The organism is Virgibacillus salexigens (assembly GCF_000723585.1).
Lineage (GTDB): Bacteria > Bacillota > Bacilli > Bacillales > Amphibacillaceae > Virgibacillus > Virgibacillus salexigens.
On record NZ_CCDP010000001.1, the window covers coordinates 2,607,763 to 2,621,237 of the forward strand.

The following is a 13,475-nucleotide window of genomic DNA, read 5'->3' on the forward strand; positions in this document are numbered from 1 at the left end:
TAAAGTAAGTCTATCTTTGCTATCTTACTTTTACGAAAGCACCCTGCCTCGCGTCCGCAGGGTGCTTTTTATTTGAACTTTGATAAACGGTAACTGTTGCTCATCTTTAAGGAGGAATCATCATGGCAAATTATAAAGAAATTCAAGTAGATGAACGATTGCCGATATTAAAAAGTCTACCATTAAGTATTCAGCACTTATTTGCGATGTTTGGATCAACCGTGTTAGTTCCTATACTATTCGGTGTAAACCCGGCAACAATTCTACTAATGAATGGTGTCGGTACATTAATTTATTTATTTATAACCAAAGGAAAAATTCCTGCTTATTTAGGATCTAGCTTCGCATTTATCTCTCCGGTAACAATTGTATTAGGAAATTATGCTGGCGGTGATGGGTATAGTTATGCATTAGGTGGTTTCTTCGCTGTAGGTGTGGTACTGAGTCTCGTTGCCCTTATCATCAAAATAGCAGGAACAAATTGGATCAATGTTATTTTCCCACCCGCAGCAATGGGGGCTATAGTAGCTGTCATTGGGCTTGAACTTGTGCCAACTGCTGCGGAAATGGCAGGGTGGATTGCACCTGCTGATGCAGCTGCAAATTGGACGGTAGATGCTGATACGGTCCTTGTATCGTTTTTAACTTTAGCAATTACTGTCATTTGTTGGGTTACTTTACGCGGTTTCTTAAAAATCATTCCAATCTTAATTGGCATCATTGCAGGCTATATTATTGCTTATTTTTTTGGACTTGTCGATTTTACCGCTGTCAAAGAAGCAAGCTGGTTCTCATTACCAGAATTCTATCAGATAAAATTTGACTGGTCTGCCATATTAGTCATCCTTCCTGCAGCACTAGTACTCGTACCTGAACATATTGGACATCTGTTTGTAACTGGAAATATTGTGAAAAAAGACCTAACAAAAGAACCTGGGCTGGATCGCTCTTTAGCAGGTAACGGTATTTCTACCATTATCTCAAGTTTTTTCGGATCTACACCAAATACTACTTATGGTGAAAATATCGGTGTGTTAGCTATTACAAAAGTGTATTCCACTTGGATTATTGGGATTGCAGCAATGATTGCAATTATATTATCTTTTGTCGGTAAGTTAGCGGCGTTGATTTCTTCCATTCCAACAGCTGTTATGGGTGGTATTTCCTTATTACTTTTTGGAATCATTGCTACCAGTGGACTACGGATGCTCGTAGAAGCCCGTATAGATTATGGTCGTTCCCAAAATCTAATCTTATCAAGTATTGTCTTAGTAATTGGTGTCAGTGGGGCAACCATCCAAATTGGTTCAGTTGCACTATCTGGAATGGGGCTTGCTACCATCGTGGCAATGATCCTTAGTATTTTATTTAAAATACTAGATGTATTACATTTAACAAATGAATAGTAAATACACAAGAGGGTGACCCGAAAACAATCTAGATAAAAAATTCTGTACGATTACCATCTAAGGATTGGATAGCATTATCGTAAATCATTCAAATGAAACAGGCCTGATTTCAGCGGGAATAGCACGTTGTTATATTTCATTCGGTAAGCGTTTTTTGCTTACGAGTTAGCTGTATCGCGTGACCGTGGAATGCATGGCCTATTTCACATAGAGAATTAAGACAGGTAATGAATAATTCGCATCCGAATTATTCATTTTTAGTTATGCCTCAGTCCATTAGTTTTAAGTCTCTTTGTAAGCGGATAAACGCCAACACTCTGAATGATCAAAGACAGTAATATTATGGCGAATAACAATGGTATGATTGGATTATTTTTATCTACAGCTGCTTCTAGCCCAAGAACCAGAGCTACAGACATTGTGCCTTTTATCCCAGCCCAGGTAATAATAGCAGCATCTTTTATAGATATGGTTCGCTTCCAATTTATGCGCAATTTAGTAATTAAAGTAATTACGACAAACCGGACCATTAATGTACATATAAAAATAATAATAGCCAGGGCCCATTCAGAAGCAGCAAGATAATTTGCGGTTTGTACACCAATAAGTAAAAAAATTAAAGATAAAATAGTTAGTTCAATGATCTCCCAAAAACCATCCAGTTGATCCTTAAAATGCACTTCTTTAATATTTCTCCCAAATTCATAGGAAAGCATCATACCGGCAGTCACAGTAGAAAGGACACCTGATACTCCGAGTAACTCCCCTAAGTAAAAACTACCATAAGCAACGATAATACTTAGCATTACTTGATATTGGCGATGGTACGTGTAATGAATGGCCTTACTCATTAACCAACCAAAGCTTACGCCGATTGCTACGCCCCCCAACGAAACCAAAAGAAATTCATTAATAAAACCGCTAAAATCAAAGCTCGTCCCTTTTGTATACATACTTAACAGCACACTGAATACAACAATACTTGTTCCATCATTTAGCATGGATTCACCTTCGACAATTTCTGCGACCTGTTGGTCATCGGACGACTTTTTTAGGATCGTTACAACAGAAACAGGATCTGTCGGAGATAAGATAGCAGCAATCAGCAATGCCGCTGCCAATGATAAAGATATGAATAAATTTCCAATAACATAAATGAGAACAGCCAAGATTGCGATTGTCAAAAATAAACCAAATGTTCCTAACGTTCCAATAAGTATTTTGTTTCGTTTCAGGGCTTGAGTAGGAAACTGATAAGCAGATATGAATAACAAAGCCGGTAGAAAAACATGAAATAAAAGTTCCTTTGTTATCGTAATATTGTCAAAATAATGAAACATCGATAACAACAAACCAAACAATACTAAGATAACCGGAGCAGGAAAAAATTCTTGTTTTTTATCTACAGAAAAAACAAGATACCCTATGATTACTAACAATAAAATCTGGTGTACAGTCATTGGTCATCCTCTTTCCTTTTGAAAACTAACTATCCTATAAATTTACCCTAAAGAAAGAATATCAAACGCAAGTGGAAATACAAAAAGCCGTAACATGTTATCCATGTAACGGCTTATTAAACACGACAGTTTATCACTAGAAAATCAATAGAAAAGGATCGATTACTAATTCTTAGCCCTGACTATAGTACATAAAGAATCGGCAATTCTAATGCTTTGTTCTATTTTTCGGTAAGGGAAAGAGAAGGCTGATCAGAATAGAGATTTACTTTATTTAATTGTTCTCCTAAATAAGTTGCTAGCTCAAGCATTCCAAAAACACCGCTTTTTGCTTCAGCATCGCTATTATAGTTGGTATTTGTATTAATATCATAGGTATATATGGTTCCATGTTCGTCTTCAATAAATTCAATACCTGCTACTTGAATATGATTAGCAGCCAGTACCTCTTTATATTTTTCAATAATGGGGTGATGGAACCCTTGTCGAATTTGAAATTTTTCATTCTGCGCTTGTTGTTCCCCTGCCGGACAAAATAAATCTTCAATCGTGCAGGCATCTGCAGGACAGAGTTCAAACCCTTCAGATGTGTCAACCTTTACTGCATATACGAATTCTCCACCTACAAATTCGCAGCGGGTAATAGATGCTGATGGAGAATGAATGTATTCTTGTATTAACGTTACACCATCAACGGGTTCTTCAAATGTTTCACTTTCAATATATTGTTCTAATGCTGCTTTGCTATGAAACAGTTGTACGCCTAACCCTTTTCCAGCTCGATTGTGCTTGGTAATAAACGATCTCCCTTCGAATAATTCAGCTGCTTCTGATAATTGCGATTTCCCAACAGCAGCCACTGTTCTCGGCGTTCTCACTCCATATTTTTCCAATTCCAAATATTGTTGGACCTTACTTACTTCTAGCTGTAATGCTCGACTACCATTAATTACTGTTCTACCATGATACTCCAACCATGCTAACACTGCATTCGTCAATTCAGGAGCAAAACGATTCCCTCTTGTATGCGAAGAAGCACTCATTCGATTATAGAAAATTCCTTTAGGTGGTTCACTTAATAAATCGACCGTGCCATCATTCAGTAACCAGTCTTCATAAGGTAATCCCAATTCTTCTAATCTAGCAGTTAAATGGCTTGTCCATTCTGGATTTTCATGTAGGATATATATTTTACTCATTACATATCTTCCTTCCTTTATACCGTTGTTTGTTCTTTACGTAGTTGTTCGACTAAAGGCATAACTTGTTCAGAAAAACGTTTCATCTCTTCTAACTGCGGAGAGCATTGTAATAATAGCAAATCAACACCTGCCCTCTCATATTCGAGAATTCGTTCCGCTATTTGTTCTGGTGTTCCTATTAAATGTGGACGTAATCCTCGATTAGATACAGAATAATCCTTTAACTGAACAGCTTGTTCTAACTGTGATTTTGAAGTGAAATCTCCAAATCCACTATATCCACTTGTGTCTTTTACCATGGTGATTCGTTCTAATTCCGTAAGTGCTGCCGCTTCTGTTTCCCGACAAATTACATAAGCTGCCATTCCAAATGATCGAATCGGATCTTTATTTGCTTTCCTTCTACGTGATTTCATATCTTTAATTTTGTCAGCAACCTCTTCAACCGTGCCACCATGCATGACATAAGCATCACATAGTGTGGAAATTACCTGCTTACCCTTTTCACTTTCTCCCCCAGCGTATAACATGGGATTGGGGCGTTGCAGCGGCTTTGGTTCCAATTTTGTATCCTCAATTTGATAGTACCTTCCATGATAAGAAAAAGTGTCCTCTGTCCATAAACCTTTTAGTATATCGATAAATTCTGTTGTTCTTGCATACCGCTCATCATGTTCTGTAAAGTCTCCACCATACTGTTTAGCTTCTTCTTCCCACCAACCAGAGACAATATTAAGAGTAAATCGCCCATTGCTCATGCGATCGATATTTGCAGCCATTTTCGCAGTAACCGCTGGGTGGTGAAATACTGGACGCACAGCAGTCATAATTTCTATTTTATTCGTTACTGCTGCTAACCCAGCTGCAGTAGACCATGCTTCTAATGAATCTGCTTCTATTCCTTTTATATCATTTAAATAAAGTTCCGCAATTAGCGTTGTATCATATCCCCATTCCTCTGCCGCTTGAATAACTGTCTTCGCATATTCAAAGGTTGGCGGCATATGTTCATCATCTACATTACGTAACCATCCACCAAATATTGGTAACCAAAATCCATATTTCATTGACTCCACTCCCAGATGAATTTTTCCCAAAACAAAAAACTCTTTTCCGATAAGAAAAGAGTTTGAAATCTTGTTATTTCAGTTCTCTTCTTATCTTTCAAGTCACATGGACTTGATGGATTTGGCACAGTCTTTTTATAAATGGTTATAAAAACCTGTTGCCGAGGCTTCATGGGGCCATATCCCTCCACCTCTCTGGATAAGAACACAATATTTAATTCACTATATTAAGCCTATCGCAAATATGCTTATCTGTCAATTTTGATAACTCTTATCATTCGGAATGGATCATCATATCCAATAGTTGATTCTCCATTCGTTTTCCTTCTTCCTCATCTAATAAATTATTGAACATAATGGAAAATACAATTTTTTCTTTGTTCGCTTTTTCTGCATAACCGGATAAAGTACTAATGGTATATAAACTGCCTGTTTTGGCCTGAACCGGTAACCCATGCATACGGTGCTGTAAGGTACCACCAATGTCCCTTTCTGATTCCCCCGCAACTGGCAAGGCGTGAAAATAGGTTGAAAACCATTCCTTTTTTTGAATCACATATAGTAACCAGGAAATTTGGTTTGCTGGTATCAAATTCATATGAGATATTCCGGATCCGTCTCGCAACATCAATCCTTTTGTCTCCATCCCAAAATTCACAAGTTGTTTTTCTAACACATTTAATCCTTTTTCCCAACTACCTTCCCCATACACCTGCTTGCCCATTTCCTTTATCAAGATTTCACCAATTGTATTGTTACTATGCTTCATAAATGGAACCATCAATTTCGATAAGGGGATAGAATAACAAAAATGCAATAACTTTGTATTGGTTGGTACTTTAGCTATCTCCCACCCTCCACTATAGGTAATATGATGTTTAGTTAATGCCTGTTTGAACAAATCAATAGCGTATCCTGTTGGTTCCCATACCGATACCCACTCTTTCAATCCTTCGTGCCTATCGGGAATCTCGCCTGTTATCGTAATTAAATTGCTTCCATGTTGACGCTCAAATATTATATTTTCTTTTTTATTCGTTTCTACGGTAACTGCCTTATTATCTATTTCAATATATGTAGACTCCGGTGAAGAGGTAATTATAGGATTTTCCCCCAGCTTATTTGGTCTAATCTCCACCTTAATTGTTCCAGCATGATAGTCACTGTCTGGAGAAGCTGTTAAGGCTGAAATTTGCGCACCGTAATAATACGTTTCATCACTCCAAATCATATCTGGCGAGAGACGAACTGAATCATACCAAGTATCATCCCCAATAACCTTCCCTGAAATATGCTGAATACCCATTGCTCTAAGTTTGGCAGCAAATCCAGCGAAGTCTTTCGGTAATAAAGTAGGATCCCCTTTTCCTATTAGGTATACATTTCCTACTAAGCATCCCCCTTTTATTATTCCATCTGTACGTATCTCTGTCGAAAAGCGATACGCTTCACCTAATACAGCCAGACTGGCTGCTGCTGTCAACAACTTCATATTGGAAGCTGGACGTAATCTAGTGTCTGCTTTATGTTCATAAATCGTTTCACCAGTATCTGCTCGTCGAATACTAACACCAACAATTGCTCCAGCCAGTTTTGGAGACTGTTTCAGATATGTATCAATAGACTTCTTCACCTAATCACCACCTCTCTTCCCAATACCCACGGTTCTCTGATGTGCCTCTTTTATATTCTCGTTTTGTCGTTCGCTTGGCACAATATCATAATCTATGTTTAAAAAGGGAATAGAAAACAGCCACATTTGATGTTTTGCTTTAAGCTTTCCTTCATTTGTTTCTTCCACTTCAAACGTCTCTTCAATTGGGAGCTTAAATAAGCCTTTTCCAACAATTAAATAGATACCAGAATCTGCTTGTTCATATTTCAATTTTTTACTAGATAATTGTAACTTTTCACCATATTGACTTAACTCTAAAATGCCAATCATAGCTGTCCCTGGTAAAGGTAATGCGATGTTCATATACGTTTGATCGTTATTTTGATGGGAAGAATAAAGTGCTACAAAGATAACTTCGTTTTTGATCTTCCTCACCCACGCTCTTACATTGGTTCTTCCATCCATACGATCATCAATCGAGTGAATAGCACCTGTCATTTCCTGTCTTCTACTTGACAAAGGCAGATTCAATTGTTTTATGATACGACTAATTTGTCTATATATTATCGCTAGCGGTTTAAACCAGTTTTTCCACCTTACTTCAGCAAATAGCTGATAGTTTTTCGTATTCTCATAGAAATCAATAATCATTTGTGATAATGTATCCAGTTGAATTTCATTCGCATACTGTTCCATACAGTCTACTAAACCATTATAAAATTGGTTATCTGTCTTCCCTTTGATTATTTCCTCACCTATGATCCCCTTCCCCTTTATCTTACTTCGTGGAAATGGTTTATTCCTTTGGTTTGAAAAAGGAGGAGCAATGATCCAACCAGCTGTACCAAAGCCAGCAAACACAATTGAATTAATTATACCGTGAAAAAGAATCATGAAATCTATCGATACCGAAAACCATCCGGAAAGATTTCCAACTGCGTACAACAGTGAAAATAGAATAGAGACACATAAAGCTCCATTTGATATGCAGATCAACCATTTTTGGAGACTACTCTTAAACACTACCTTAAAAGATAAGTGAATTAATCCATATATAGCGATAATATACAGAATAACAGATAAGAACTCTATTTTGACAGAAAAGGTTATACCTAATGCCACTATCACCGGAGAAATGATAATCATACTACTTACCCATTTGTACATTTTGGATTTATAGAGTCTTCCTAACAACCCTACAGAGATAGGTAATATGCATGCAGCATAATGAAAATGGTTTGCTGTTAACCATGTAATCATCGGAGAAAAGCCGGTATCTATTGTTGCTATATGCGCAACAAACCACATGCCGCCAATAAGGATATATATAAGTCCGATATCGATGATAAATTCCTCAAAATACGCAAATCCTCTTTGAAGAAAACGTTTTACCCCATATAACGCAATCATGACTGTAAATAATAAATACAGTATTGCTAGTATGGTATCCATTGAGGTTTCTTGTGAAAATTGTAAAATAAAGATCGAAATGGAAGCCATTATCCCTGCATAAGGAAAGTATGTAGAAATCCAGCTTTCTTCCTGCCTCAAAACAATATGTAACATACAAGGAACGAAAAGCAATTGCGCAGCAGTTAGCAATAAAAAATACCAGGAATGATTCCCTGTTAAAGCAATTATTATAAATAAAATACTATTCGCGCCCGCAACTTTAAGAAACGTCATCTTCTACGAACTCCCCTTCGTATGAAAAAATGGTTCCGATTAAAGGATTCGTCACGTTAACCTGAATATAATATACCGCTTTTGTTTCCAAATATTTTTCCGTAACTGTAGCCAATCCTTGTACGATTTTTGGTAATGGTATTTCTAAAAACGGGAATATAAGACGCTGTTCTTTAGAATTAATTCGTAATCCCCCATCCTTTGTTACTGATAATAATAAATCAGAATAACATTTAGAAGGCTCACCTAAATAGTCCTGAATAAGCTTTTGTTCCAAGTCGAGATACATGGAGGCATTAAAATATCGCTTCTTATCATTAAAATAAAATACCCTTTCCCAATGCACCTGCTCCATTCCGTTATTCCCTATCGTTTGTGTATTTATAATTTTAAACGGAACGCTTTTTCCTGTTTCCGGAAAAAATAACTTATATTTCTGACTGAATAAGAACAATGGAAATAACCACTTTGACTTATTAGTAATGTATCTCATCACTCCTTTTCCTTTGAATTGATAGCTATCTTTAAACTCATACCGTTTTTGTAACATAGGGTGTAGATGATAAAAATCATTCCCTAAAATCTTTTTATAAATGGACATTTTTAACTCCTTCTTGCTTTCGTTTACAATTTTTTGCCGTGGGAATATTCTTGTAAATAGTGAGTCCCACAATAGAAATCACCAACAATGCCATATTAAACGTTATCGGATTAAACGGATGAAAAAGTTGGCTTGGTACTGTTAAGCTGGATACAATGGCGAATATTAAGAAAATGACAATCTGTATTCTATATAATAACCCTCTATTCTTGTAGCCCAACCACAACAACCCAATTATTACCTCTACCATTCCAGTGACTATAACTAGTACCGATGCTTCGTTTGCTTTTATCGAGAAAGTCATTTGCATCATTGATAATTCAGCTGGGTGTTGGTGTATTAACTTGGAAGTAAGCCCATGATAGATCCAAACAAAACTAAAAAAGTAGATGAATAACCAACTACTAAAAAGGCGGAAATATTGTGACGAGGGACTATCTCCTGTTTCCACCCATCGTTTTAAAACATCGAAACTTATGGCAGTTGCCCAACTTATTAACGGGCGAAAAATTAGGAAATCAAAGTATTTCCCTAACCATCCAAACCTTGTTTTATAGTTATATTTTGTTAAAAATAACGTAGCATTTTCTTGTGGTTTGTATTCCCAATACCCCCCTCCTTCTTTTATAATTGATAGGTTTTGGTCTGTACCAAATTGTAAGGAAGATACACTTGTCCTATCCTTTGTATGAACTTTTCCTATACTTTTCCCCCATCCTTCTATACAGAAGCCAAAACCAATTTTCGTTTTGTAGGAGAATTCTTGAGGCTGCTCCTCACTTTCCCTTGGTAAATAAGTAATGGATGAAAAACGAAGGTCCCACTGTTCATGCAAGTTAGGGTTTTGTGTTATTTCCCATAGCGTATTGATGTCTGACTGAATTGGTAATTCTACATAGATTGGTTTACGCTTCATAGCTTTACCTCCTATCCCCATTTCAATATAACATATTCTTCACCCTCAAAATGGTGGTTCCCATAATAAACGGTATACAGAATTTGATAGTAATTACCTATACATGTATAAATTTCCATTGTATAAATTAGTTCTATTTGCATATAATAAGAACAAATGTTCTTATTGAAGGTGAATAACTATGAATTATGCATCGTACCCACGTAACGATGTTCTATGTATTGATATGCGTTCGTTCTATGCAAGTGTCGAAGCAGTTAAATTAGGAAAGGATCCAATGCAGGTACTACTTGCAGTAGTAGGAGATCCGAATCGATCCGGAAGTATCGTACTGGCTGCTTCCCCAGCTTTAAAAAAGAAATATGGCATTAGTAATGTTAGTCGTTTCTTTGAACTACCAGATGATCCAGATATATATATTGTGCCAGCACATATGGCCGATTACTTATATGTGTCTGCCGAAATAACAAAATTAATTAATCAGTATGTACCTAAAGAAGCTATTCATCCATATTCAGTTGATGAAGTCTGGGTAACCGTGAATGGCTTGGAAAAGCTATTTGGTAATCGTTGGGAAGTAGCCAATCGTATAAAACAAGACATTCTAGAATGCTTTGGAATTACGAGCTCTATTGGCATTGGCGATAATAAATTTCTAGCTAAGGTTGTAATGGACCTCCATGCTAAAAAACAAGGTATTGCAGAATGCAAATACGAAGAAGTAGAAGAAAAATTATGGCCATTCCCAATAGAAGAAATATGGGGAATTGGAAATCGAATGAAGAAAAACCTAAATCGTATGGGAATTGTAACACTTGGACAACTGGCTCGCTACGATTTAGATCATTTAAAAAAACGATTTGGCGTTATGGGAGAACAACTTTATTGGCATGCTTGGGGCGTTGATTTAAGCCCTGTACTTGGGAATTTCGTAAAAACAGAACAGAAAGGTTTTGGCCATGGCATTTCCTTACTGCGTGATTACTCCAAACAAGAAACAGAAGTTTGTATCCTTGATTTATGTGAAGAAGTATGCCGGAGAGCTCGAACTGCTAACATGGCCGGAAGAACGATTCACTTAGGAATTGGTTATTCAAAAGCCACAGGAGGTGGGTTCTCCCGTTCACGGTCTATTCCACTTCCGACAAATGTGACTATGGATGTTTACCATGTTTGTATGGATTTATTTTTAAACTTTTATGATGGGATAAGCAGTATTCGACGTGCTTATGTTACATTAGATCATTTATACGAAAAGCAAGATACACAGCTTGATCTATTCGAGGATAGAGCTAAAAAGACTGATATTGGTTATACAATGGATTCGATTCGAGCCAAACATGGTACTACTTCCATTCTTCGGGCTGTGAGTTATACGGATGCTGGCATTACATTAGAAAGAAGTAAAAAAATCGGTGGACACTATGCTTAAATCATTCAAATCAGGATGGAATAGTAAGAAAACGAATCATCTAAAGGACCACAGCTAACTCGGCTAAGTAAAAATCGCTTAGCCGAGTGGATCATCACGACCCCGCTGTTCCAGTTGGAGCCTCCCTATTTGATTTACTAATTTGCTTATTCAAATACCCTTACCTCGACCTTAAATGAAATAATTCAGCCTATTCATTAACCGTTCGTGTTCGACTTAGCAGATACTAATTTGTTGACTTCCTGTAGTCCAGGCTGTCCATTTTCTACGATAAAACTGGCATAGGTTTCAATTGGAGCCCCTTTCCTTGTAATATAAGGGAGAACAAGATGGTCGGTACGCCATTGATCAGGTGTAACATGGCAGCGAACATACCCACGTTGAGCATTATATAGCTTCACATGCTCATTTGCCAGCCAAATTGGACCAAGATGATCCGTTTCTGAACCATCGCTGTCTGAAGCAATAGAGGTAACCACAAATTCAGAAGCAATGGTTTCTGAGCAAGGATTATTAAAGTCTTCCTTTAGATTTGCAGCGGCATGCCGATGTATATCACCAGAAAGCACAACTGGATTGGTAATCTGATACTCTTTGAAAGCGGAAAAAATTCGATCTCGACTGCAAACGAACCCGTCCCACATATCCATACTATATTCTTCTCCTATTCCAGGATCACGATCTACTTGAGCCATGACTACCTGCTGAGCAAGGACATTCCAAGTAGCATTAGAATGCTGTAAGTTATTCATTAGCCATTGTTCCTGTTCCTCTCCCAAGATAGTTCGTTCTGGATCTAAGCGTTCTTCCGCCTCTGAACCACTCACAATAACGGAAGAGCTATAATCATCACGATATTGACGAGTATCTAGCACATTAAATTCTGCTAAGTTGCCATACCTTAAATTGCGATACAGTCTCATATCCGGTCCCTCAGGAGCCGATATACTACGAAGTGGTAAGTTCTCATAGTGCGCCTGATAGGCATCGGCACGTTGGAGCAAGAACTGACGCTCAGAAGCTCCATATTGTGAATCTTCATCGGCATAATTGTTCTCCACCTCATGATCATCCCAAGTAATAATCCATGGAAATGCTGCATGGGCTGCTTGCAAATCAGGATCTGTTTTAAACAATGAGTAACGCAGTCGATATTGATCCAGTGTAACAACCTTTGTATTGTGAGCATTTGAAAGTTCAACAGGACGCATCAAATTAGAAGTATTAATGGCATATTCATAAATATAATCTCCTAGGAAAAATACAAAATCTAAATCCTCAGCAGCCATATGTTTGTATGCTGTGAAATAACCATGGTACCATGCCTGACAAGAAGCCATTGCGAATGAGAGTGAAGAAATATCAGCATCTGCTGCAGGTGCTGTTTTTGTTCTGCCAACAGGGCTGACGTAAGAACCAGTTTTAAAACGATAATAATAATATCGACTAGGTTCTAATCCCTCTAATTCAACATGAACCGAATGAGCAAGCTCCGGCAAGGCCACAGCAAACCCCTGCTTCACCACCAGTTGGAAATTTTGATCCTCTGCCACTTCCCATTCTACTGGTATTTGGTAGTCAGGCATTCCACCACAGCTATTCTCAGCAAGTGGTTCTGGAGCAAGCCTTGTCCATAATACGACACCATCAGGGTGAGGATCCCCAGAAGCTACCCCCAACTGGAATGGGTTATTATTAAATACAGGTACTACAGAACGAATTAACTCATTACTTGCAGGCTTCAACCCTTTTTTAATAACCGTTTTTAGTGAACCTTTCATCCCTTTAGAAAAATTATTGTTCATCATGTTTCTCCTCCCTATCTTTTCATAGAATTGATTGCGAGCTTTACATATTAAATACTCGCTTACTATATAAAGGCAAATAAATAATTAAAATCACAACCCTTTGTTAAAAAGTTTTTCTTTTAATTTAGAACCAAACTTAATAACTTAGGGTTTTTAAAAAAAATTAAACATTAAAATTATGTAATAGACCTAGAAATGTCCCTCTATATTTTATATAATGATATAAGAACAAATGTTCTGTTTTGATGTGATTTTTTCAAGCTATGTGGGGAGGAGAAT

General features: G+C 37.2%; 10 protein-coding genes and 1 riboswitch. Of the genes, 2 read left to right on the forward strand and 8 right to left on the reverse strand.

The window, feature by feature from the left end; all coding sequences use genetic code 11:
- Nucleotides 1-122: 122 nt before the first annotated feature.
- The gene (gene uraA / locus BN990_RS12585; RefSeq protein WP_038244600.1) at nucleotides 123-1,406 is read left to right on the forward strand and encodes a uracil permease; all 1,284 of its coding nucleotides are present in this window, start codon (nucleotides 123-125) and stop codon (nucleotides 1,404-1,406) included.
- Between the two features lie 260 nt (nucleotides 1,407-1,666).
- On the opposite strand, the gene BN990_RS12590 is transcribed toward uraA, so the two are convergent.
- The 7 genes from BN990_RS12590 to BN990_RS12620 form a co-directional block, all read right to left on the reverse strand.
- Nucleotides 1,667-2,869: a cation:proton antiporter gene (locus BN990_RS12590; RefSeq protein WP_021291783.1), complete on the reverse strand. Its 1,203-nt coding sequence runs from the start codon at nucleotides 2,867-2,869 to the stop codon at nucleotides 1,667-1,669.
- Between the two features lie 221 nt (nucleotides 2,870-3,090).
- Entirely contained in the window at nucleotides 3,091-4,068 is a 978-nt protein-coding gene (locus BN990_RS12595; RefSeq protein WP_038244602.1) for an ATP-grasp domain-containing protein, read from the reverse strand.
- A gap of 17 nt (nucleotides 4,069-4,085) precedes the next feature.
- On the reverse strand, nucleotides 4,086-5,138 hold the full coding sequence (locus BN990_RS12600; protein WP_038244608.1) for an LLM class flavin-dependent oxidoreductase: 1,053 nt from the start codon (nucleotides 5,136-5,138) through the stop codon (nucleotides 4,086-4,088).
- Between the two features lie 87 nt (nucleotides 5,139-5,225).
- Nucleotides 5,226-5,344: riboswitch (SAM riboswitch) on the reverse strand.
- Nucleotides 5,345-5,412: 68 nt separating this feature from the next.
- Nucleotides 5,413-6,771, reverse strand: a complete 1,359-nt coding sequence (gene dacB / locus BN990_RS12605) for a D-alanyl-D-alanine carboxypeptidase/D-alanyl-D-alanine endopeptidase (RefSeq protein WP_038244610.1) — start codon at nucleotides 6,769-6,771, stop codon at nucleotides 5,413-5,415.
- Nucleotides 6,772-8,439: a YndJ family protein gene (locus BN990_RS12610; protein WP_051739131.1), complete on the reverse strand. Its 1,668-nt coding sequence runs from the start codon at nucleotides 8,437-8,439 to the stop codon at nucleotides 6,772-6,774.
- Entirely contained in the window at nucleotides 8,426-9,040 is a 615-nt protein-coding gene (locus BN990_RS12615; RefSeq protein WP_021291788.1) for a DUF4166 domain-containing protein, read from the reverse strand. The genes BN990_RS12610 and BN990_RS12615 overlap by 14 nt, the downstream gene beginning before the upstream one ends.
- On the reverse strand, nucleotides 9,027-9,956 hold the full coding sequence (locus BN990_RS12620; RefSeq protein WP_038244612.1) for a DoxX-like family protein: 930 nt from the start codon (nucleotides 9,954-9,956) through the stop codon (nucleotides 9,027-9,029). Before BN990_RS12620 ends, BN990_RS12615 begins: the two co-directional genes overlap by 14 nt.
- A 181-nt stretch (nucleotides 9,957-10,137) precedes the next feature.
- Here BN990_RS12620 and BN990_RS12625 point away from each other — a divergent pair, with 181 nt between their 5' ends.
- Nucleotides 10,138-11,388, forward strand: coding sequence for a DNA polymerase IV (locus BN990_RS12625; protein WP_021291789.1), 1,251 nt, complete (start codon nucleotides 10,138-10,140; stop codon nucleotides 11,386-11,388).
- 197 nt (nucleotides 11,389-11,585) lie between these two features.
- On the opposite strand, the gene BN990_RS12630 is transcribed toward BN990_RS12625, so the two are convergent.
- Nucleotides 11,586-13,196: an alkaline phosphatase D family protein gene (locus BN990_RS12630; protein ID WP_101953537.1), complete on the reverse strand. Its 1,611-nt coding sequence runs from the start codon at nucleotides 13,194-13,196 to the stop codon at nucleotides 11,586-11,588.
- Between the last annotated feature and the right edge of the window lie 279 nt (nucleotides 13,197-13,475).